The following is a 20623-nucleotide window of genomic DNA, read 5'->3' as shown; positions in this document are numbered from 1 at the left end:
TCAAGGTGCCGGCGATGGTGGGTGGCTGGTCACTGAAATCCAGTACGACACCATGTCCACATAGCGGCCGTCGCGCTTCACCGCGCGCGGCTCGACGCCGGATTCGGTGAAAGCCAGCGATTCATACAGCGCGCGCGCGGCGGCGTTGTCCGCCAGCACCGTGAGAGTGAGCGATTCGATGCCTTCCGCGCGCGCAGCCGCGAACGCGGCAAGGAACAGTTGACGGGCGATGCCGTGTCCACGATGGGCTGCGCCAACATGGACACTGTGGATCTCCGCCGTATGCCACCGCGCCAACCGCACCGGACGCACATAGCGCAGGAAACCCACCAGCATGCCGTCCACGAACGTGCCGAAGTAGCGCGTGCCGGGATCGGCAAGCTGGGCGCGCATCACGTCCGCCGAGTCATTCTGCGCCTCGGCCAGCGTGGACAGGAACGCCGCAGACGACTCGCGAAGGGCCTGCAACCGTGCTTGCCAGAGAATATCGGCGTCGTCAGCGCCGAGTTGCCGGAGAAGCATGCGACACACCTGTGAGGTTGCTGATGCACAGGTGCCCAGCCTAGCGCGGGTTCGCCTGATACGGCGTGCATGCAAGAATGAAGACGGCTCCTTCTTCATTCTCTGCCATGACTGAACTTCAGATTCCCCGCGTTGGATGCGGCGCCGTCGTCCGTGATGCCGACGGCCGCATCCTGCTGATCCAGCGCGGACGCGATCCGGAGCGCGGGCACTGGGGCCTGCCCGGCGGCAAAGTCGACTGGATGGAAACGGTGGAGGCTGCCGTGGTCCGCGAAACTCGCGAGGAGACGGCGTTGGAAGTGACGCTGCTGCGCCTGCTGTGCGTGGCCGATCATTTCGAGCCGACACTTGCGCAGCACTGGGTTGCGCCGATCTTCGAGGCTCGGGCACCTGCCGGTGCCGAGGCCTCCATCCAGGAGCCGGGTGTGCAGACAGGGCTGGGCTGGTTCGCGCTGGATGCGCTGCCCCAGCCACTGACCCAGGCCACGGTGCAGGCGCTGGCCAGGCTGTAGCGGATATCGATCCGGACGCAGGTTAGCTGGCATCCAGACAAACAAAAAAGCCCTGACCGGAGTCAGGGCTTTTCAATTGGAGGCCTCAAGCGGAATCGAACCGCTGTAAACGGATTTGCAATCCGGTGCATAGCCACTCTGCCATGAGGCCAACGTACTGCGCGCCAGGAACGGAGCCCTGACAAGACAAAACCCCATGATGGGGCCTGTCGGAACATGGAGCGGGAAACGAGACTCGAACTCGCGACCTCAACCTTGGCAAGGTTGCGCTCTACCAACTGAGCTATTCCCGCATAAGCCGCCATGGTACCGGAAATCCGGAACACACACCAGCGATTTCACTTTTCTGACTGCGCGTAAAGCCTTGTGGCCCAACGTGCCCCGCCTTGCCGTGGCGGGAGAAAAACAAGGCCCCTACCGGGGCCCTGTAGAATCTGGAGCGGGAAACGAGACTCGAACTCGCGACCTCAACCTTGGCAAGGTTGCGCTCTACCAACTGAGCTATTCCCGCAGATTCCGTTCGACCTGCGTCGAAGGAGCGCTATTGTGTCCAAATTCCTTCACGCCGTCAACAGTCTTCACACGATGCGGTCATGGGCGTCCGCACTGGGGTACGCTGCCCCGCCCAACCCCGTGCGCCCATGTTCCTTCGCGGCAAGCCCCTGTTGATCGCCCTGCTGCTGCATCTGCTGGTGGCCCTGCTGTACTGGGCACTGATTCCACTGGGAATGAACTGGTATCGCGACCATTTCGGCTTCACCTCCCATCGCGACATCAGCCTTGGCATCGCCCAGTTCTATCTGTTCCATATGTTCCTCGGCGCCCAGCCACTGATTGCGGTGCTGCGGCCGCTGTTCGCCAAGCTGTTGGTGCTGGCGGTTCCGCTGACGTTCGCGACCTGGACGCTGATGCACAACCACCCGCTGCGCCTGCTGTACTTCACTGTCGGGCCTGGCCTGCTGGCGCTGGCCGCGATCGCCACATCGGTGTGCTATGCATCACGCAGCCGCCTGCCCGCTACCATGGACACCGCCGATGCCTAGACGTTACATCCGCCTGTTCTGGCTGCTGGTCGCGCTGACCTGGCTGGCGCTAATCGCCGCACTGGTCAATGCCGGCTTCACCCCGGACTACTGGTTGCTGCACCGCCTGGAAGGCGCCGAGCTGCCCTACCCGACCAGCACTGTCATCGTGTTCGCGTTGCTGGGCACGGTTGAACTGGTCGTGGCCGCCTTGATCGTGCGGCCATGGAAACTGAAGCGACTGTGGCTGCGCCTGTTGATTGCCTTCGTTCTGCTGCTGGCGTGGTCAGTACCGTGGATGCTGTCGGCCATGCACCAGCCACCGGTGCACGGCATGCACCTGCTGTGGTTGCTGCTGCTGGACGTGGGACTGCTGCTGACGCTGTGCGTGGTGTCGCTGGCCAGCGTCCTGGGACGCATTTCCGGCAGGAAGAAGACCCCGACTGCGGTTCCTTAAGGCGCTGGATCCGAGGGCTTCACCGCTTCATTTTCGGATCTCTTGCATGGATTGCGGCAGGCCGATGCAGGAAGGTTGAGGATCCGCCAGCGACGAACGCCTGCATCGTGCCCCTGCCCATCGCATTCCGTGCTCCCCCTTCCTTCTGGCTCCTGGCATCACTCATCTGGCTGCTGCTGGTTGCCGCACTCATCCATGCCGGCTTCAAGCCAGACTACTGGCAACTGCGTCACACCGAGTCCGGGACACTGCCCTATCCCATCGGCTCGGTGATCACGTTCGCGCTGATCGTCCTCGTGGAAATGACAGCGCTGGGCCTGGCTGTGCAGCCATGGCGGTTCCGCCGCCTGTGGCTGCGGATCCTGATCAGCCTCATTCCATGGCTGGGGTGGAACGTCCTATGGGGCTTGGCTGCCATGCATCAATCCCCCGTGAGCGACGTCCATTCGAACTGGCTGCTCGGCATGAGCGCCATCCTGCTGCTGGCACTGCTCGTGGTTGTGCCGGCCTCGCTCTGGCCTCGCCTGCGACGCTGGCTCGGGAACTGAGGCCAGCGCCTACTTCCGGAACTCCACCCGCACATGCTGGCCGAAGCGCGCCTTGGCCTCGCCGTCGAACTCCAGCACACACTCCACCACCTTGGCCACGCCACGCCCCGCGTCTTCGGGCAAGCGTGCCTGCGCGAACACCGGACTGATGCGCACCACGCGCGCGGGTGGCAGTGAGCCGGTGTTTTCAGCGCCATCGCTGTCCGGCACGACGGTGGCCTTCATGCCCACTTGCACGGCATCGGCATAGGCGGCGCTCAGTTCTGCACGCACCTGCAGCGGGCGTGCCGGCAGCAGCGAGATCGCCGGCTTGCCAGCCTGCACGAAGGCGCCGAGGCCCGGCACCTGGCCGACCACGGTGCCGGCTTCCGGCGCGCTCAGCGACATCTGCTGCAGTTTCAGTTTCGCGTGCTCCAACTTGTGCTGGGCCATGTCGACCTGCGCACCGGCCACGTCGACATCGGCGCGCACACCGGCCAGTTGCTGCTTGGCTGCATCGGCCTGCTGGTTGGACGACACGCCTTCGCTGGCGCCGGTGGACAGGCGAGTCGCATTGCGCTCCAGTTCGCGCAGCTGCGCCTGGCTGCCCTTCAGGCGGTCGTTGGCCAGGGCCAGATCGGCGGTGGCCATCGCCACTTCCTGCTGCAGCAGGGCGCCATCCAGCGACAGCAGCAGCTGTCCCTTCTTCACCGTGGCACCCTCCTTCACCGGCGCGGCGGTGATCGAGCCATCCACTGGCGGCGCCAGCGCGATCAGGCCACCCTCGACGTCGATGATGCCGCGCGCCACCGCGACCTTTCCGGCGGTGGCAGTGCCGGCTTTACCTGCAGGTGCTTGGGCAGGCGCGTCCTTGGAACAGGCGCCGAGCAGCGCCGCCGCGGACAGTACCAGGCTGAAGGGAAGCAGGTGCAACGTCTTGGTCATGGGGCGGACTCTACAGTTTCGTTCTGGCGGCGGTCATCACGGACCATGCCGTCTTCCATGGCGATCACCCGATCGGCATGCCGGATCAGGCGCGGATCGTGGCTCACGCACAACACGGTGGCGCCGTGCGCACGTGCGTAGCGATGCAGGATGTCGATCACGCGCTGGCCGTTCTCGGCGTCCAGCGCGCTGGTGGGTTCGTCGGCGAAGATCAGCGTCGGCGACTTGGCGAAGGCGCGCGCAACGGCCACGCGCTGCTTCTCACCACCGGACAGCTGCGCCGGTCGCATGTGGCTGCGGTGGCTGAGGCCCACCTCGTCCAATGCCTTGCGGGCCAGCGGTTCGCTTTCGCGATTGCTCATGCCGCGATAGCCCAGCGGCAGCTGCACCTGTTCCAGTGCGGTCAGTGCCGGGAACAGATTGAAGCCCTGGAACACGAAGCCGACATGGTGCAGGCGGAAGCGCTCCACTTCACTGCGCGTCATGTGGCCCACATCCTGCCCGAGCGCGTGCACGCGGCCGCCATCGGGCGCAGACAACCCAGACAGCAACGACAGCAGCGTGCTCTTGCCGCAACCGGATGGGCCCGATACCAGGGTCAGTTCACCGGGATAGATGTCCAGCGACAGGCCACGCAGCACCGGCACCTGTACATCGCCGGACATGAAACCCTTTTCAAGTGCGTCGGCCTGCAGGGTCGGGGCGACGGCGCGTATGGAAGTCATCGGCCGGTCCTCAACGCAACAGCAACGATGGATCGGAGCGGACGACACTGCGTACCGCCATGATGCTCGACAGCATGGCCATCACCGCGACCAGTGCAACGCAACCGATGATCACCATCGGTGTCAGCTGCACCGGCACGCGCTGGGTCTGTGCGATCAACAACACCACGGTGCTGAACGCCGCCGCCAGCAACATGCCCACGCCGCCGATCAGCAGCGCCTGCTCGAACACCACCCGCGCCAGCGCATAGCGCCCGGCACCGAGTGCATTGAGCGTGGCGTACTCGCGCACCGAACCGGCCACCACCGAAGCAAACGACTGGTTGGTGATCACCGCGCCGACGAAGCAGACGATGACGGCCATGAACAACACTGCGATGCCGGCACCGGTATCGAACAGCCAGTATTGCTGCGAGCGGCTGGCGAACTCCGGTGCGGTCCAGAACTCGACCGGCGTGGCCTGCCCCATCGACGTGGCCAGGCGGTCGCGCACACGGTCGGCCAGGTCCGGCGAACGCAGGCCCGCCACGAAATAGGTACTGCCCTCGTGCGGATCGGTACCCGCGATGGCGCGCGCGGTATCCAGCGAGGCCAGCACGTTGACGCCACCAAGGCCACGCAGGCCCGGTTGTGCCGCGACCACGCGCACTGCCTTGCCATTGATCCACGCACGGTTGTTCTGCAGGTCCACGCCCAGCGTATCCAGATCGGCGCTATCGACGATCACCGCACCGGGTTCGCGCAGCTGCACGCGCAGGTCGGCGGGCAGGATGCGCGCGAACATCATCGCGTCGCCTTGGGTGGAGATGCCGGACAGATACACAGACACGTTACCGGTACCCTGCGCGCTGGAACGCCATTCGCCATCGACCCATTCGTAGGGTTCGACGCGGGTGACATCCGGGTCCATGCGCAGGTGGCTTTCCACATCCGCACTGATTGCATGGCCGTAGTTCACGCTCTGGGTGCCGGGGAAACCGGCCCAGATATCAGCCGACGATGCCTTCACGTAGATCGCGGCGGTACCGAAGATACCCAGCACCAGCGCCGCCTGCACGATCAGCAGCACGCCAGCGAAGCACATCGCCAGCACTACCGGCAGGAACCGGCGCCACTCATAGGCCAGGGTCTTGCGGGCCAGCGCGATCATTGCTGTTCGCCCTCACCCTCAGCCGGCAGCGGTGCACCGCCAAGCGCGCGGTACAGCGAAGCAAAAGCGAGCACGCGTGCGCCCTGCGCACCGATCAGATCAGCCTGCGAAGCCAGTGCGGCACGCTGCGTGTCCAGTCCATCGAACTCGCTGGACAAACCCAGCTGCACCTGCCGTGCCTGGCGCTTGAGCTGCTGGCCGGCGGCATCATTGGCCGCACGCAGCGACTGGATGCTGCTGTCCTGGCGCGCCAGGCTGCCCAGCGCGCCCTCCACTTCGCTCACGCCTTCCAGTACCGCCTTGCGGTAACCGAGCAGTGCAGCATCCAGCTGCTTTTCATCGGCATTGAAGCGCGCACGACGCTGGCCCCAATCCCACAGCGGGATATCGATGTATGGGCCGATCGAGGGACTGGAGTCGGAATTGGAGCGCGCGTTCTGGGTGAGGTTGTAGGCGTACAGGATCGAGCCACCAAGACTGACCCGCGGATACATCGCGGCACGTGCGGAGCCCTTGCTCGCCGCGGCCTGCATCACTTCAGATTCGGCCAGCAGAATCTGCGGGCGGTGGCGCAGCAGATCGGCCGGTACCTGCTGCAGCGAGAACGTGCCCAGCTTCGGCGGCGAGCGATAGGCGCGCCAAGCCGGATCCGGGCCATCACGGCCCAGCAACAAAGCCAGCGCACGTGCGGCGTTGTCGGCGTTTTCCCGGGCTTGTGCGATGGCGGCGTGGGTGGCGGCCTGGCGTGCACGCAGGCGATCAAGTTCGCCAGGCTCATCCAGGCGCAGGCGCTGGCGGACCAGGGCCAGGTGCTCGCCGCGGTCATCCACCGATTGCTGGCGGGCCAGCAGGTCCTGCTGGGCCTGTGCAACGGTCAGGTCCAGATAGCTGCGCACCACGTCGGCAATCACCGCCACCTGCGCGGCATTGCGCAGCGCCTCGGCATTGCCGGCCGAAGCCTGCGCGCTCAGCTGCGCGCTCTCGGCGGCACCGAACAGGCCCAGGTCCCAGATCGCTTCGATGCCGGCATGGAAGTAGGTATCGACGGCGGCGGCGTCCTGCACCTGCTTGGCGCTGGCCGAGATTTCCGGCAGGAAACGCGAGTCGGAAGTGCCGGCGACGATCCGAACGGCCTGCAGGCGCAGCGTAGCCTGCTGCAGGTCCAGATTGCCGGCGATGGCCTGGTCGACCAGGCCATCCAGTGCCGGGTCGGACAGCACTTTCCACCACTGTCTGGCATCCACTGCCACGCCCTGGCCCTGCGGCACCTGGGTCCAGGTGCTGGGCGTGCGGTCAGGCAGGTCCGGAACAGGCACCGACATGCAACCGGCCAGGGCCAGGCTTGCCAACAACGCACCAGGGCGCAGCACTGCATGCAGGGAGAGTCCGTGCCCGGCCTTGGGCACCGCCACTGAAGTGATACGCCTGACCACCAGCCCGCCAACGTGTAGAAGGAGCATGAAGGCTACCGTGCGATTGTGGAGCGAACATGGAGAAATCGTCCGAAAAAGGTCACAGCACGCGTGCGGTTCAGGCAACGCCGACCCAGTCTTTCACTACGCTTTCAATGCGTTCCCGGCACGGAACACTGGACGACTTTCACAGCGTATTGCACATTGCGGCATTGTCTTGCTTCGATGCTGCCCGACCGTGAAACGTCCCCGCTGCTGGCTGCTGATTGGCTCGATCACGACAGCGACTGTCGGTGTGATCGTGCTCGTCCTGACCACCCCACTGGTCTCGAACGCCACGCTGCTACTGATGGAGCGCAGCAACTTCATTCCCGCCGAATCCTCGATCTTCACGTTCGAGCCGTATGCCATCAACCAGGGCTCGTCGAACTACTGGTTGTACGGGAAGGACCGGACCTACTACTACCACTTCACCTACGAAGATGACGCTCCCTACGTCTACATCCCGCAGGACAACCGCTGCCCCGGTTTCCACCGGCAGGATGCCCGGACCTGGTGCAGCGCCCTGCCCGGCAAGGCACGCTAGCGCGGCGGTGGTGCAACCGGTGTGACAAACGAAAAACGCCCCCTTGCGGGAGCGTTCTTCTTGAATCTGGAGCGGGAAACGAGACAGGCACTAGGGCGCTAAATCCTTGTTTCCCAATCACATTCTTCGCCGCCGTGAGCAGCGAAGGCCTGAATTATAGCCTTGTTCTTCGCCCTCGGCAACAAAACTCATCCAACAACTTCCATCAGCGTCCAAGGACTGCCATTTCATCCCCTGACAACCGACGCAGAATACACGGCTACCAGAGGCCCGCCCCTGCAACGCCGCTCGACACTCAGGTCTCCTTGCGTCAGGAATGGCATCAGCATCGAACGTTGAGACCGCGCTTGGTTTGATGCCGTGCGCACCACAGCCCAAGGCTGTTCGTGATGAAGGCCAAGCGGCGAGCAAGGAAAGATGGGGCGCATGTTCACATCACCTGGTCAGCTGGCGACCGTGTGGGAGCGGCGCGCAACAGCCTCAAACTGGCCACAGCCCAGGATCGCTGGATGCTATGTCGATATATCAGGATGCCAGAACAAGCATCACACGCGCGGTTTTCTCTGCGTCCCTCTGGACGTTGAGCAACGACTGCGCCCCAGCGCGACTTGTGAAACCGTAGGGATATCAGACCATAGCGAATCGGTCTTGATACGCCTGACGCACCCCATGACGCTGGCACCGTGAGCGCCATTGTCGAGCGTGCTTCTTCCTTGTTACTCGACGGGCCGGCAACTGGTCGATTCTTGCACATTGAGCAAGAGAGGGCCACCTGTGGCGGATGCCATGATCTCGTCCGCCCACGTTCCGGGGCATTCGTCCCTGGCATCCGCCACAGGCATAACGACACAACAGCCCTTGGCAGGGCGAGAAAGGAGCCGGTGATGTAGCGCTTCCGAAAGGAGACGAAAACATGCACAAGGAGCCACCATTATCAAAGGTGTTCTATCGTCCCATCGAAGCTGCCATACGGTGGGCTGGGTTGTTGCGGTACAAGGCGTCGATCCTCGCCTCGATCGCATCACCGCGGTGCCTGCCGCAGACATTGGACTGCCCGCGATGGAACGAGTGTCGGCTGTACTCGGAACGCATCTACGACGGCATCCTCAACTCGGAACTGCCCTTTGGCAAGAACGGGATCACGCTCAATGACCCAGAGTTGGTGAGTTCACCCGATCTGACCATCCGCCACGTCGATCTGAAACGCTGGATGCGCACTCACTATCCTGAGCATCGACCCGGATTCCTGTTCAGCCGCAGCGAGCGCATGGCGCATCCCTCCATCACCCTGGAAACAGGACAGGCAATCCTGCTGGAACGGCAGGCTCTGCAGGCCGCGCTGGACCATAGCCGGCGTGAGATGCGCAAACTTCAAGCGCAACACGAAGCCTTGCTCAAGCAGTCCGCGGTGCTGTTGGCATCCAAGCAGTGCGCGATCAGTGATCGAGCGGAGACCACGTACCTGAACATCATCGGTGGCATGCTGACGCTGATGCTGGGTCAATCCCCATCGGGTGTGCCGTACTCCAGCTTCAAGACGCAGGAGGCAATCGTCACCGCATTGCTCGCCCACTATGGCGGCACCATGGGCATCACGGAGCGAACCTTGAACGGCAAGTTCGCCAACGCCAGGAAGAATGTGCGTAGCGCAGCCGCGTGAATTCTTCCATCTTGTATGTGCAGTCTCGGAGATTGCATTTGCAATGTCTTTTTGCAGCCATGTCTATTGAATAGAGGTCACGCCAACAAACGCCACTGAGCGTTCAGGAGTGACCGCCATGTCGCAAGTACCTGTACTGCCACCGCACGAGCGCCGCATCCTGCGGCTCGATGAAGTTGAAGCGAAGTCCGGCTTCAAACGCGCCCACATCTACAACCTGATGAAGAAGCGCCAGTTTCCACAGGCGTTGCGCCTTGGCGTGCGCGCGGTGGGCTGGGATTCGGTCGAGATCGATCAGTGGATCGCCGAACGCCTTAACAACCGCACCTGACTCGCTCCCCCTCGGACTTCCCATCGCCAAACGGAGAGCGCCATGCAGGTCGTATCCATCATTTCAACGAAAGGTGGCGTCGGCAAGACGACCACGGCCGCCAACCTCGGCGGGCTCGCCGCGGACGCGGGGCTGCGCGTGCTGCTGCTCGATCTCGACGTGCAGCCCACCTTGTCCTCCTACTACGATCTGGCTCACCGCGCGCCCGGCGGCATCTATGAGCTGCTGGCGTTCAACGAGCGCGGTCTCGACCAGCTCGTGTCCCGCACCATCATCGCGGGCCTGGACCTGGTGCTCTCGAACGACCACCGGGGTGAACTGAACACCTTGCTGCTGCACGCGCCAGACGGGCGCCTGCGGTTGCGCCACCTGCTGCCGGCGCTGGCGCCGCTCTATGACCTGGTGCTAATCGACACCCAAGGCGCGCGCTCGGTGCTGTTGGAGATGGCGGTGCTCGCCTCCGGCCTGGCGCTGTCACCCGTGACCCCGGAAATCCTTGCGGCCCGCGAACTGCGGCGCGGCACCATGCAGTTGCTGGAGGACATCGCGCCGTATCGGCACCTTGGCATCGAACCGCCACCGCTGCACCTACTCATCAATCGTGTCCACCCCGTGTCCGCCAACGCACGCATGATCCAGCAGGCGCTGCACGACCTATTTCAGGATCACACGGGCATCCGCGTGCTGGGCACCGACGTGCCGGCCATCGAAGCCTATCCGCGCGCTGCAACCCGCGGCATGCCGGTGCATCGCGTCGAGTATCGACAGCCACCAGGCAGAGTTGCGCCCGCTGCGCTCGACACCATGCGCACGCTCGCCGGCGAACTGTTCCCGCAGTGGCAAGACAGATTCGCCCGCGTGTCCGGCCGTCCTCCACGTTCTATTGAAACCGGGAGGTCCCGTGGCGAGCGCACATGAACTGTCCCGTGGCCACAAGCGACTGCGCGCCCTGATCGAGTTTGCGGTGAGCGAAGGCTGGCACGTCAAACGTACTCGGGGTGGACACCTCAAATTCACCAAGACCGGCTGCGCCGCCATCTACACCAGCTCGACAGCGAGCGATTACCGGGCAGACCTCAATGCCCGTGCGCAGATCCGCCGAGCCGAGCGCGAGGCCCGCATGGCCCGGCCCGCCAACACCGAGGGATGCGGCCATGGCTGAGATGACCTCCCAGGACATGGCCGGCAAGCTGCTTGCCGCCGGGTTCGAGCGCAGTGGGCCATCGGCCACGGCTTTGAGTGACCCCATCGCCGACACGCCGATGGTCGTGACGCTGGACCAGTTGCGGCCCTACGACCACGATCCCCGCAAAAAGCGCAACTCGGCCTACGATGAAATCAAGGCCTCCATCCGCGAGCGCGGCCTGGATGCGGCGCCAGCCATCACACGCCGTCCTGGCGAGGCGCACTACATCATCCGCAACGGCGGCAACACCAGGCTGGCGATCCTGCGCGAACTCTGGACAGAAACGAAGGACGAGCGCTTCTTCCGCATATCGTGCCTGTTCCGGCCGTGGCCTGCGCGCGGGGAGATCGTCGCGCTGACCGGGCACCTCGCCGAGAACGAACTGCGTGGCGGCTTGACGTTCATCGAGCGCGCCCTCGGCGTCGAGAAGGCGCGCGAGTTCTATGAAGCGGAAAGCAGCACGACCTTGAGCCAGTCCGAGCTGGCCCGTCGCTTGGGCGCCGACGGCTTCCCCGTGCAGCAGTCACACATCAGCCGCATGGCCGATGCGGTGCGCTACCTGCTGCCTGCGATCCCGACCGTGCTGTATGGTGGCCTCGGTCGCCACCAGGTCGAGCGGCTGTCGGTCATGCGCAAGGCCAGTGAGCGCACGTGGGAGCACTATGCCAAGGGCCGCTCCCTGCCGCTCGACTTCGACAGTTTCTTCCAAGAAGTGCTGTCGCAGTTCGATACCCAGGCCGACGAGTTCTCGCCGCAGCGTGTGCAGGACGAGTTGATCGGTCAGATGTCCGAGCTGCTGGGCATCGACTACGACGTGCTTGCCCTGGACCTGACCGAATCCGAGAGCCGCCACCGCGCCCTGGTCAGCGACCCAACCCCGCCATCGGCGCCGCCGGCATTGCCTGAGCCTGGGGCCATCGCACGGCCGCCGATTGAACCGGCACCGTCCCCCGCCACAGCAGCACATTCTGCAGGCCACTCTGCCGCCGCGCCGACAAGGCCCCAGGACGATGCGGCCCCGCGTGAGGCATCCGCAGCCACCCCTGCGGCAGCGGCTGGCGATCTACTTGACGAGCACATCGTCTCTCCGGCACCCACGACGCAGCGGCTCCAGTCCATCCAGCGCATGGTCGCCGACCAGTTGGGCGATGCGCTTCCGCCCGACTTCTCGGCCAACGTGCTGCAGTCGATTCCCGTGCAGGCCGGTGGCCTCTATCCCATCTCGGACATCTGGCATATCGACCCAGGTCTCGACGCACCCGGCCGCCTGCGCGTCCACATCGCGCAGTTCGCGCGCGAGATCGCGGGCGAGGTCGACCTGGACGCGTGTGTCGAGGATCGTTCAGATGGCATCGGGTTCGCGTGTCGTGCCCCGACCCAGGTTTCGTCGCCGCTCGCACGTGCCGTGCTCGCGCTGCTGGTTTCCCTGGCCGGTCAGCAGTCGGCCGACGTGGGCTTGGACGGCGGGCACTTCGTCACCGACCTGCCAGCGCTGTTGCACGGCCAAGGCCAACGTCATGCCGACGGGGCCCGGCGATTGAGCGACACCGCGCTGGTCAAGCTGTTTCGTCTGCTGCGGCTGGCCCGGCGCCTGCTGGATCTGGAAGCCGGCGCTCTCGGTCCTGGGACCTGAGCGAGGGAGGCCCGCATGTCCGCACCTAACCCACTCAACCAGGCCGTCATCGCGCAGGCGCTCTACGATCTGCGCAACGGGCAACTGCGCCGCTGCAAGGCGATGGGATTCGGTGAGGAAGAATTGGATGCGCTCAAGCATCCGGCGCTGATCAGCGTACTGGCCAATGCCAGCGTCTCGTGGTGCTCTGTCTCGGTGAACCGGGAAGTGCTCCGGCGATTGCTCAAACAGGCGCAGGACGTGGAGAAGGAGATCGCCACCGTCGATCGCATGTTGCGCCTGGGGGCCAGTACGGAAATGGCGAGCCGTTTTTATGGGCTGACGCACCAGGAAGTCGCGCTACGGCGTGAAGTTCTCGGCCTGCCCAAACGCAAGGGGCGCCATCCGGTTCTGGACGAGGAGCAGGACACCGAGCTGTGGCGACGCTGGAAGGCCGTGACCAGCAGCAGGAATGTCGAGCTGGAGGATGAGACCTCGGTTCTTGATGCGGCAATGGACCTCGCCGAAGGCATGGAACTGCCGCTGTCGGTGGTCTGGGCTGCGATCAAGAACTGGATCGATCAGGGATTGGGTTGAGTCATGGCCGTGGACGACGCTGCACCACGAGCACCACGCCAAGGCCCGGTCGCCCTCGCTGATCTGTTCGACAGCGCGCTGAAAGACCTTGCACCGAAACCTCGCCCGCCCGCGTCCGCGCCAGCTCCCGCATCCGCAACATCTCCTGTCTCCGCAACCGGCGACGGTTTTCTGTTCAGCGGCAATCGGCACGAGAGCGTGCCGCGACGGCTGTTCCTGGACCGACGCCTGACGCCGCTGGAACGCAATGCCTGGCAAGTCTTTCGGATGATGCTCAACGAGGATGGGGTCACGGCGTTTCCGACGTATGAGCAACTTCGCCCGTGGCTCGCGTCAATGCCCTGCGCCGGACAGGCCTCTCACGAGACCGTGGCACGGGCGCTGACGCTGTTGCGCCTGACTCGCTGGTTGAGTCTCGTGCGCCGCAGGCGTGACCCCAAGACCGGGCGCATCCTCGGCAACCTCTACGTCCTGCACGATGAGCCCCTGACGCCTTTCGAGGCGATGCAGCTCGACCCGGACTACTTGGAGCTCGTCAGCCAAGCCCTGGGCCATTCGGCCAAGGCCGTCCAGGTCGTGGGCTTGCACACCCTCAAGGAAATCGCCGAAGACCCGTTGTTGTCTGGCCGCACGTTGCCCTCGCGGCTGCAGGTCCTTGCCGAACGCCTCGCGAGCCAGGGCATTGGGTCGCAGGAGAGTTATCCACAGAAGGATAGGGTTCACGATTCCGAAGAAGGGGCGCCGAGCCTTCTTCGGAATTCTGATGACCCCTCTTCGGATTCCGAAGCAGGGCCGAAACCCGCGTCAGACGGCGCTCTTCGGAATCCGAAGCAGGACCGTACTGTACGTAGTAGTCGTATGAATGAAGTACGTACTACCGCGCGTGAGCGTGGGCAGGCGCGTGCGATGCCAGGAGTTCGCCTGCCTGATCGCTTTCTCGGCTTGAAGGAAGAGCAGCAGGCCGCCGCCATCGTGGCATTGCAGCAGGTCGATGCTCCGCTACGCCAGGCCGTGCTGGACGAATGGGCGGATCGCTGTCGCGGCAGCACCATCCGCAACCCGGCAGGCTACCTGTTCGGCATCATCCAGCGCGCCATCCGTGGCGAGTTCAACGCCTGGGCCAAGCAAGCCGGGTCAGCACCGCCACCTGCCCCTGCACGAGATGCACCGCCTGAACCACCGCGCAATGTGGTTCCACCCGAGGTGGCCCGGCAGCACATTGACCGGCTGCGCGACCTTCTGCGCAGTAGCTGAGCGCGACGAGCGACAAGGGCGTGAAGCAGACGTCGATGGCCGTCAGTAGAGCTATCCCCAGGGGATAGATGTACTACAAGCTGTAACGCCGACAGGCACGGCATGGCACTTCGGTCCAGGGGGGCCGTAATGGCGTCGGTTGCATGAGCGCACGCACCATTTGCGCGAGCAGCGCTCCATGGCTTTCGATGGAGCTATCCCCTGGGGATAGCTCGTGTCACAGGCCACCGCTGCCACGACAACCGGGTCCCGGTTCATTTCGGTTTGTTGACTGACTGCCTTCCGTTGCGTGCCGATCCTGACCGCTCCTTTTCCCAAGCGAGCGGACGCCATGGCAACCAACGAACCTCTGCAACTCAATCTCGGCTCTTTGCGCAGCGCGATGTCGCTGACGCTTCACACCCACCACGCCTCGCGCATCTGGCATGGCCGCGCCGCCGCCGAGGGGCGACCCGGCATCGTCGGCCTGAACGGCTACATCGCCGTGATGAACAAGATGAAGCGCGGCTCGGAGCAGGACGACCCGTACAGCGACTGGTGGATGTTGCGCATCGAGGAAAAGCTCGACCAGACCAGGACCACGTTGCAATCGCTGCGCGACCAGGTGGACCAGGCCCTGGCCGGCGTGCCCGCCGCGTTGACCCTGGGCGAGAACCTCAACGTGCAGCCCGTCAAGCTTCCGCTGTTCGTCAATGCGCAGTTGGGCTTTGCCGCCGTCTATCTCCTGGCCGACTACGACGACATCGCGCGCAAGCTGATCCTCGCCCACCACACCGCGCTGATCGATCGCTCGACGTTGGAGCGCTGGCTCAACGAAGGTGCCCACGCGCTGCGCAGCCTGTTCAGCCTGGCCCAGCAATACCGCTACTCGGGCTGCACCCGCGACGACTTCGCGGCCAAGAACGCCGCAGCTCGGGCAGCATTGGAGAAGTTCGGCGAACTGCCGCAGGACGTGCTCGAAGGCATGCGCCGCTCGAAGTTTGCGCCGCCCGTCGTGCGCCGTGGTCTGCAACAGCGTGGTGATAGCGCTGCCGCAGCCGCATCTCCCACCGACGAAGGCGCTGCCGCCGATTCGGCCGAGGCCAAGTCCACAGCCGCCGGCGAGGACGAACCGGCATGAGCGACCCGAACCGCGAACCGCGCTACTTCCGTCGTCTGGAACAGCCAGCCTTCATGCGGCTGGAACACGCGGCCTCTCTAAAAGGCCTTTTAAAGCCTTTTAAAGGTAAAGGGGACTTCGAGGCCTGGGCCAGCCAGTGCTTCGCCATGCGCGACGAGTTGATTGCCCTGGCGCAGCGACAGGTGCTGCCACAGGCGTGCGGGCATCCCTTCCACCTGCTTCCCGTCGAGCTGGCCCAGCAGACCACTGGCGCAGGCACGACCTTTCTTCGCTGGCGCAAGCACGATCGATCGGCCATGGGCGTGGCGTTGTGGCAGGAGCTGATGGCGAGCCCCAGCACGCCGGTCAACCTGCTGCACGACCTGCACGAGATCGAACTGCAGCGCGTCATGCTGAACATGCAGATCAGCCTGCTGCACACCCTGGGCAGGCAAGCACAGGAATGCGCCAGCAAGGCCGCGCAGGCGGACAACACCTACCTGCGCCGGCTCGCGTCCGTTCCTGCCGCAGTGCGCGATCGGTGATTGCGCCTGCCATCCGAGCACGCGCCCGAGCCCAACGAGGCACGGGTATTTCAACCACCACGGAGATTCCAACATGAGCACACAATTCATCGGCGAGGGCAACATCGGATCGCCTCCCGAGTACCGCGAATTCCCCAATGGCAACGACGATCCTCGCCGGTTGCTCCGGCTGAACGTGTACTTCGACAACCCCGTCCCCACCAAGGGCGGCGAGTTCGAGGACCGCGGCGGCTTCTGGGCGCCGGTGGAACTCTGGCACCACGACGCCGACCGCTGGCAGCAGCTCTACCAGAAGGGCATGCGGGTGCTGGTCGTCGGCCGCATGGAGCGCGACCCCTGGACGGACAACGAAGATCAGCCGCGTGAGACTTGGCAGGTCAACGCGCGCAGTGTCGGCATCCTGCCGTACCGCATCGAGTCTGTGGCCCTCAGCCCGAAGCCACAGGAGGCAGAGCCGAAGCCCCAGGCCACCCAGGAATCGACGGCGCCGAAAGAGACCAAGCGCAGGAAGTGATCGGGCATGGAGGGCGGCTGCCGCAGTGCTTCGCCGCCCTCCATGCGCTGCGAATTATCCCCAGGGGATAGCTCCACCAACGTCCACCGAGTTCCACGCGCGCTCCCGGAAATCGCGGCTCTCGGCCCGCACACTTCCGGCCACGCACCTTCCCCGCACTCGCCATTTCATCGGCGTGAAAGCGGTCGCTGCCGCATGCGGCTTGTTTGCTGCTGCCAGGGGCTGCGCTCGGCATCCTCGATCCCAGCAACTCCATGAACAACAGGAATCGGGATGGACGGATATGCGGCTGTTCTTGTGCGAGAAGCCCTCCCAGGGCAAAGACATTGGCCGGATTCTCGGCGCCACGCAGCGCGGTGAAGGCTGCCTCAACGGTTCCGGCGTCACGGTCACCTGGTGCATCGGCCATCTCGTGGAGGCGGCGCCGCCCGAGGCCTACGACGAGCAGCTCAAACGATGGTCCGTTGAGCAGTTGCCCATCATTCCCCAGCACTGGCGGGTCGAGGTCAAACCGAAGACCGCCACGCAATTCAAGGTCGTCAAGGCGCTCTTGGCGAAGGCGACTCACCTGGTTATCGCCACCGATGCCGACCGCGAGGGCGAATTGATCGCCCGCGAGATCGTGGAGCTTTGCGGCTACCGCGGCCCCATCGAACGCCTGTGGCTGTCGGCGCTCAACGATGCGTCCATTCGGGCGGCACTGGGCAAGCTGCGGCCTTCGGCCGAGACGCTTTCGATGTACCACTCGGCGCTGGCGCGCTCCCGTGCGGATTGGCTCGTGGGCATGAACCTGAGCCGGCTGTTCACGGTGCTGGGGCGACAGGCGGGTTACGACGGCGTGCTGTCGGTCGGCCGCGTACAGACCCCGACGCTCAAGCTCGTTGTGGACCGCGACCGCGAGATCGCGCGCTTCGTGTCCGTACCATACTGGGCCATCGCCGTGTCCCTGTTCGCAGGCGGTTCGACTTTCGCCGCGCAATGGGTTCCACCCGATGCGTGCACCGACGACGCAGGCCGCTGCCTGCGGCAGCCGGTCGCACAGCAGACCATGCAGCAGATCCGCGCTGCGGGCAGTGCCCACGTCGTGTCGGTGGAGACTGAGCGTGTCCGCGAAGGCCCGCCGCTGCCGTTCGACCTGGGCACCTTGCAGGAAGTGTGTTCCAAGCAGCTTGGGCTGGACGTGCAGGAAACCTTGGAGATTGCCCAAGCCCTGTACGAGACGCACAAGGCCACGACGTACCCCCGCTCGGACTCCGGCTACCTGCCCGAGAGCATGTTTGCCGAAGTGCCCACCGTTCTCGACAGCCTGCTCAAGACCGATCCCTCGCTGCGCTCGATCATGGGCCAGCTCGACCGCTCGCAGCGCTCGCGCGCCTGGAACGATGGCAAGGTCACGGCGCACCACGGCATCATCCCGACGCTCGAACCGGCGAAGCTCTCCGCCATGAGCGAGAAGGAACTGGCCGTGTACAGGCTCATCCGGTCGCATTACCTGGCGCAGTTCCTCCCTCACCACGAGTTCGACCGCACTGTGGCCAAGTTTTCGTGCGGGGGGCAGAACCTGGCGGCCACGGGCAAGCAGGTTGTCATCCCGGGTTGGCGCCAGGTGCTCGCCGAGCCGCAGGCCGAAGACGGTGATGGCGAGGGCGATACTGCGGTCCGCGCCCAGGTGCTGCCCGCGCTGCCGAAACTGTATGAGGGCCTGGCATGCCAGGTGGCCGACGTCGATCTCAAGGCACTCAAGACGCTGCCGCCCAAACCGTACACGCAAGGCGAGTTGGTCAAGTCCATGAAAGGCGTCGCCAAGCTGGTGTCCGATCCCCGCCTGAAGCAGAAGCTCAAGGATACGGTTGGCATCGGCACCGAAGCGACGCGGGCCAACATCATCGGCGGCCTGATCGCTCGCGGCTACCTCGTGAAGAAGGGGCGCGCCATCCGCGCCTCGGATGCGGCTTTCACTTTGATCGATGCCGTGCCTGCGGCGATTGCCGACCCTGGCACCACCGCCGTCTGGGAACAGGCGCTCGACATGATCGAGGCCGGACAGCTCACCCTGGACGTGTTCATCGGCAAGCAGGCCGCGTGGATTTCGCAGTTGATTGCGCAGTACGGCAGCGCCTCCCTGTCCATCAAGGTTCCCCAAGGGCCGGCATGCCCGCAGTGCGGCGCACCCACGCGCCAGCGCAGCGGCAAGAGCGGCCCGTTCTGGTCGTGCAGCCGCTACCCGGACTGCAAAGGCACGCTGCCAGTCGAATCCGGCAGCTCCAAGCGCGGCGCCTCGCGCCCGCGCCGTAGCGGCCGCAAAGGCTCCTGACCGCCCCCGTTCCCCGTGAGCCGTGCCCGCCTTCGGCGGCGTGGCCCCTGTCCCGCACTCCGCCGCATGCCCTGCGGGACGCCCAGCGCGCAACGCCTTCTTGATCCGTGTGCGCGTCCCGCCCAGCCGTCCCCGGCCGCGGGACCTGAAGGTAGCTTCTCTGCGAGCCGCACCACGCGCGTTCTGTTGATCTGCGTTTCTTCCGCCCTCTGCGAAGGGTCTCCCGGTGGCTTGCCAGGCTGCACGAGCCACCGGGAGACCCTTCGTGGTCAGCGGTAATCGGTGCCGGTGCCCGCCGGTGCAAAAACGGGCTCCCTTTGTGCGCGGATGTGCGCCAGACGATGCCGGCCCCAGCCACGACATGGGCCGGGTGTGATTGCTTGATGAGCAGACGGTTCTAGCGACGACCGGGCCTGCCAATCAGCCCACGGGTGGTTCCTCTTTTCTCCCGAGCCGAAGGCCGTTGGGCCTTCGGCGCCATTCTCCTGCCCATCAACGTCCCGGCCCGGCCATTGGCCTGGGCCACACGAACAGGAGAGACGACATGCACCCTCAACCTTGCGCACCGCTGCTGTACGGCAGACGGAGGTCGAGAACGGCATGCCCGCCTATCGCGCGGCCATCGCCAATGGTACGCTCGGCTGCAGCCGAGGCCGTAGCCCAAAGGCTGGACTACCTCTTTTGCAGAGGTAAACCTCGGGATGAACTGGGCGAAAACATGCCTTATGTGCCCGCCTTACGGCGAGCTGTTTCCGATGCTTCGCGCAGGATTTCCCGCCCCCCATTCGCTGCGATTGCGGCCACGATGACGCCCAGCACCAGATCCGGGATGTTCGACCCGAACCCCATCACCAGCACCCCGGACAGCACAATCGCACCATTGACGATGGAGTCGTTGCTGGTAAAGATCGCTGACGCCTTGAAGTTCACATCTTCCCCGCGATGGCGGCGCAGTAGTCTGAGGCACACTAGGTTCAAAGCCGCGTTCAGCGCGGCCATGGCCATCATGGCTGGGCCGACAGGCTCTTCCCCTCCAGCGAAGCGGCGTAGGACTTCCAACAGCAGCAGCGCGGCCAGGCCGATTAGCAAGAAACCCGACAAGCGGGCCGCGCCCACCTTGACCGTTGCCGCACGACCGACGGCATACAGGCTAACCGCATAGACCGACGCATCGGCGAGGTTGTCCAACCCGGCGCCCATCAGCGCCGTAGAGCCAGCCCAGATGCCAAGGGCAATGCCGGCGGCGGACTGCGTCAGGTTGATCAGCAACACAGTCAGAAGAATCTTTCGGTCCTTCGCATCGCTCGCATCTAGGCGGCCCAACTCGTCGTTTTCGTGATTTCTGTGGTTTTCAGCCATGCATTGTTCCTTCCAAATCGATGGATGCTGAAGCCTGTAGCGGCTGGAGAGTCAAGGCGCAGATGCAACGAACTTGCCACAGGGTCTTCCCGGACGCCCTTGACTCTACCGTAGCTAGAAGGTTTTCCAATCCAGTCAGAGCTTTAGGACAGAACAGATGAGCACCAATGCGCCCCCTTCATTGTGACTGTCATCCGGTATGGCTGCTATCCACTGATCCGTGGCGCCACTGCGGTTGTGCTCTTCGGCGAGCTCGCGACCGGCCGGCCGTCTTTTCCGACGGAGCTACTCACA

The 20623-nt window shown here is 64.6% G+C and carries 22 protein-coding genes and 3 tRNA genes; 16 read left to right on the top strand and 9 right to left on the bottom strand.

Features of this window, described 5'->3' with window-relative positions; genetic code table 11:
- Positions 1–522 carry a GNAT family N-acetyltransferase gene (locus ACSYS9_RS07925; RefSeq protein WP_071228366.1) on the bottom strand — a complete coding sequence of 174 codons (522 nt, stop codon included), beginning with the start codon at positions 520–522 and terminating at the stop codon, positions 1–3.
- Positions 523–629: 107 nt separating this feature from the next.
- On the opposite strand from ACSYS9_RS07925, the gene ACSYS9_RS07920 reads away from it, so the two are divergent.
- A complete protein-coding gene (locus ACSYS9_RS07920) occupies positions 630–1034 on the top strand; it encodes an NUDIX hydrolase (RefSeq protein WP_032128919.1) in 405 nt (134 codons plus the stop codon).
- A gap of 77 nt (positions 1035–1111) precedes the next feature.
- On the opposite strand, the gene ACSYS9_RS07915 is transcribed toward ACSYS9_RS07920, so the two are convergent.
- From ACSYS9_RS07915 to ACSYS9_RS07905, 3 genes are all read right to left on the bottom strand, one after another.
- Positions 1112–1185 (bottom strand) — tRNA-Cys (locus ACSYS9_RS07915).
- Positions 1186–1251: 66 nt separating this feature from the next.
- Positions 1252–1327 (bottom strand) — tRNA-Gly (locus ACSYS9_RS07910).
- Positions 1328–1469: 142 nt separating this feature from the next.
- Positions 1470–1545 (bottom strand) — tRNA-Gly (locus tag ACSYS9_RS07905).
- 130 nt (positions 1546–1675) lie between these two features.
- Here ACSYS9_RS07905 and ACSYS9_RS07900 point away from each other — a divergent pair.
- The 3 genes from ACSYS9_RS07900 (at position 1676) to ACSYS9_RS07890 (ending at position 3061) form a co-directional block, all read left to right on the top strand.
- Positions 1676–2077, top strand: coding sequence for a hypothetical protein (locus ACSYS9_RS07900; protein ID WP_071228367.1), 402 nt, complete (start codon positions 1676–1678; stop codon positions 2075–2077).
- Entirely contained in the window at positions 2070–2513 is a 444-nt protein-coding gene (locus ACSYS9_RS07895; protein ID WP_071228368.1) for a hypothetical protein, read from the top strand. Before ACSYS9_RS07900 ends, ACSYS9_RS07895 begins: the two co-directional genes overlap by 8 nt.
- A 107-nt stretch (positions 2514–2620) precedes the next feature.
- Positions 2621–3061 (top strand): hypothetical protein, encoded by a 441-nt coding sequence (locus ACSYS9_RS07890; RefSeq protein WP_256200966.1) that lies wholly within the window; start codon positions 2621–2623, stop codon positions 3059–3061.
- Positions 3062–3070: 9 nt separating this feature from the next.
- On the opposite strand, the gene ACSYS9_RS07885 is transcribed toward ACSYS9_RS07890, so the two are convergent.
- From ACSYS9_RS07885 to ACSYS9_RS07870, 4 genes are read right to left on the bottom strand one after another with little or no spacing between them, the layout of a single operon-like run.
- Positions 3071–3985, bottom strand: coding sequence for an HlyD family secretion protein (locus tag ACSYS9_RS07885; RefSeq protein WP_071228369.1), 915 nt, complete (start codon positions 3983–3985; stop codon positions 3071–3073).
- Positions 3982–4710 (bottom strand): ABC transporter ATP-binding protein, encoded by a 729-nt coding sequence (locus tag ACSYS9_RS07880; protein ID WP_032128913.1) that lies wholly within the window; start codon positions 4708–4710, stop codon positions 3982–3984. The genes ACSYS9_RS07885 and ACSYS9_RS07880 overlap by 4 nt, the downstream gene beginning before the upstream one ends.
- A gap of 10 nt (positions 4711–4720) precedes the next feature.
- A complete protein-coding gene (locus ACSYS9_RS07875; RefSeq protein WP_071228370.1) occupies positions 4721–5860 on the bottom strand; it encodes an ABC transporter permease in 1140 nt (379 codons plus the stop codon).
- Positions 5857–7320 (bottom strand): efflux transporter outer membrane subunit, encoded by a 1464-nt coding sequence (locus ACSYS9_RS07870; RefSeq protein WP_071228371.1) that lies wholly within the window; start codon positions 7318–7320, stop codon positions 5857–5859. Before ACSYS9_RS07870 ends, ACSYS9_RS07875 begins: the two co-directional genes overlap by 4 nt.
- 190 nt (positions 7321–7510) lie before the next feature.
- On the opposite strand from ACSYS9_RS07870, the gene ACSYS9_RS07865 reads away from it, so the two are divergent.
- From ACSYS9_RS07865 to ACSYS9_RS07810, 12 genes are all read left to right on the top strand, one after another.
- Positions 7511–7858 carry a hypothetical protein gene (locus ACSYS9_RS07865; protein ID WP_071228372.1) on the top strand — a complete coding sequence of 116 codons (348 nt, stop codon included), beginning with the start codon at positions 7511–7513 and terminating at the stop codon, positions 7856–7858.
- 913 nt (positions 7859–8771) lie between these two features.
- Positions 8772–9518, top strand: coding sequence for a hypothetical protein (locus tag ACSYS9_RS07860; RefSeq protein ID WP_012112309.1), 747 nt, complete (start codon positions 8772–8774; stop codon positions 9516–9518).
- A gap of 118 nt (positions 9519–9636) precedes the next feature.
- Complete coding sequence (locus tag ACSYS9_RS07855) at positions 9637–9849, top strand: AlpA family transcriptional regulator (protein ID WP_012112310.1); 213 nt, start codon at positions 9637–9639, stop codon at positions 9847–9849.
- A gap of 42 nt (positions 9850–9891) precedes the next feature.
- The gene (locus tag ACSYS9_RS07850) at positions 9892–10767 is read left to right on the top strand and encodes a ParA family protein (protein WP_012112311.1); all 876 of its coding nucleotides are present in this window, start codon (positions 9892–9894) and stop codon (positions 10765–10767) included.
- Positions 10751–11011, top strand: coding sequence for a hypothetical protein (locus ACSYS9_RS07845; RefSeq protein ID WP_440569014.1), 261 nt, complete (start codon positions 10751–10753; stop codon positions 11009–11011). Before ACSYS9_RS07850 ends, ACSYS9_RS07845 begins: the two co-directional genes overlap by 17 nt.
- Positions 11004–12668, top strand: a complete 1665-nt coding sequence (locus ACSYS9_RS07840; protein WP_012112313.1) for a ParB family protein — start codon at positions 11004–11006, stop codon at positions 12666–12668. The genes ACSYS9_RS07845 and ACSYS9_RS07840 overlap by 8 nt, the downstream gene beginning before the upstream one ends.
- A 15-nt stretch (positions 12669–12683) precedes the next feature.
- Positions 12684–13244, top strand: a complete 561-nt coding sequence (locus tag ACSYS9_RS07835) for a DUF2857 domain-containing protein (RefSeq protein WP_012112314.1) — start codon at positions 12684–12686, stop codon at positions 13242–13244.
- Between the two features lie 3 nt (positions 13245–13247).
- Entirely contained in the window at positions 13248–14498 is a 1251-nt protein-coding gene (locus ACSYS9_RS07830; protein WP_012112315.1) for an STY4528 family pathogenicity island replication protein, read from the top strand.
- 331 nt (positions 14499–14829) lie between these two features.
- The gene (locus ACSYS9_RS07825; RefSeq protein ID WP_286894577.1) at positions 14830–15618 is read left to right on the top strand and encodes a PFL_4669 family integrating conjugative element protein; all 789 of its coding nucleotides are present in this window, start codon (positions 14830–14832) and stop codon (positions 15616–15618) included.
- Positions 15615–16142 (top strand): DUF3158 family protein, encoded by a 528-nt coding sequence (locus ACSYS9_RS07820; RefSeq protein ID WP_003098978.1) that lies wholly within the window; start codon positions 15615–15617, stop codon positions 16140–16142. The genes ACSYS9_RS07825 and ACSYS9_RS07820 overlap by 4 nt, the downstream gene beginning before the upstream one ends.
- Before the next feature lie 73 nt (positions 16143–16215).
- Positions 16216–16656 carry a single-stranded DNA-binding protein gene (locus ACSYS9_RS07815; RefSeq protein WP_003098976.1) on the top strand — a complete coding sequence of 147 codons (441 nt, stop codon included), beginning with the start codon at positions 16216–16218 and terminating at the stop codon, positions 16654–16656.
- A 283-nt stretch (positions 16657–16939) separates the two neighbouring features.
- Complete coding sequence (locus ACSYS9_RS07810) at positions 16940–18970, top strand: DNA topoisomerase III (protein WP_003116834.1); 2031 nt, start codon at positions 16940–16942, stop codon at positions 18968–18970.
- 723 nt (positions 18971–19693) lie between these two features.
- Here the strand turns inward: ACSYS9_RS07810 and ACSYS9_RS07805 are convergent.
- A complete protein-coding gene (locus ACSYS9_RS07805; protein WP_003098972.1) occupies positions 19694–20329 on the bottom strand; it encodes a cation transporter in 636 nt (211 codons plus the stop codon).
- Positions 20330–20623: the final 294 nt, after the last annotated feature.

Source organism: Stenotrophomonas sp. STK17_22, assembly GCF_051983905.1.
GTDB classification, from domain to species: Bacteria; Pseudomonadota; Gammaproteobacteria; order Xanthomonadales; family Xanthomonadaceae; genus Stenotrophomonas; species Stenotrophomonas maltophilia_A.
This window is presented reverse-complemented; position numbering and strand designations above follow the sequence as displayed.

Coding starts and splice junctions, on each gene's coding strand:
- ACSYS9_RS07925 (WP_071228366.1), bottom strand. CDS start 522: ATGCTTCTCCGGCAACTCGGCGCTGACGACGCCGATATTCTCTGGCAA.
- ACSYS9_RS07920 (WP_032128919.1), top strand. CDS start 630: ATGACTGAACTTCAGATTCCCCGCGTTGGATGCGGCGCCGTCGTCCGT.
- ACSYS9_RS07900 (WP_071228367.1), top strand. CDS start 1,676: ATGTTCCTTCGCGGCAAGCCCCTGTTGATCGCCCTGCTGCTGCATCTG.
- ACSYS9_RS07895 (WP_071228368.1), top strand. CDS start 2,070: ATGCCTAGACGTTACATCCGCCTGTTCTGGCTGCTGGTCGCGCTGACC.
- ACSYS9_RS07885 (WP_071228369.1), bottom strand. CDS start 3,985: ATGACCAAGACGTTGCACCTGCTTCCCTTCAGCCTGGTACTGTCCGCG.
- ACSYS9_RS07880 (WP_032128913.1), bottom strand. CDS start 4,710: ATGACTTCCATACGCGCCGTCGCCCCGACCCTGCAGGCCGACGCACTT.
- ACSYS9_RS07875 (WP_071228370.1), bottom strand. CDS start 5,860: ATGATCGCGCTGGCCCGCAAGACCCTGGCCTATGAGTGGCGCCGGTTC.
- ACSYS9_RS07870 (WP_071228371.1), bottom strand. CDS start 7,320: ATGCTCCTTCTACACGTTGGCGGGCTGGTGGTCAGGCGTATCACTTCA.
- ACSYS9_RS07860 (WP_012112309.1), top strand. CDS start 8,772: ATGCACAAGGAGCCACCATTATCAAAGGTGTTCTATCGTCCCATCGAA.
- ACSYS9_RS07855 (WP_012112310.1), top strand. CDS start 9,637: ATGTCGCAAGTACCTGTACTGCCACCGCACGAGCGCCGCATCCTGCGG.
- ACSYS9_RS07850 (WP_012112311.1), top strand. CDS start 9,892: ATGCAGGTCGTATCCATCATTTCAACGAAAGGTGGCGTCGGCAAGACG.
- ACSYS9_RS07840 (WP_012112313.1), top strand. CDS start 11,004: ATGGCTGAGATGACCTCCCAGGACATGGCCGGCAAGCTGCTTGCCGCC.
- ACSYS9_RS07835 (WP_012112314.1), top strand. CDS start 12,684: ATGTCCGCACCTAACCCACTCAACCAGGCCGTCATCGCGCAGGCGCTC.
- ACSYS9_RS07830 (WP_012112315.1), top strand. CDS start 13,248: ATGGCCGTGGACGACGCTGCACCACGAGCACCACGCCAAGGCCCGGTC.
- ACSYS9_RS07825 (WP_286894577.1), top strand. CDS start 14,830: ATGGCAACCAACGAACCTCTGCAACTCAATCTCGGCTCTTTGCGCAGC.
- ACSYS9_RS07820 (WP_003098978.1), top strand. CDS start 15,615: ATGAGCGACCCGAACCGCGAACCGCGCTACTTCCGTCGTCTGGAACAG.
- ACSYS9_RS07815 (WP_003098976.1), top strand. CDS start 16,216: ATGAGCACACAATTCATCGGCGAGGGCAACATCGGATCGCCTCCCGAG.
- ACSYS9_RS07810 (WP_003116834.1), top strand. CDS start 16,940: ATGCGGCTGTTCTTGTGCGAGAAGCCCTCCCAGGGCAAAGACATTGGC.
- ACSYS9_RS07805 (WP_003098972.1), bottom strand. CDS start 20,329: ATGGCTGAAAACCACAGAAATCACGAAAACGACGAGTTGGGCCGCCTA.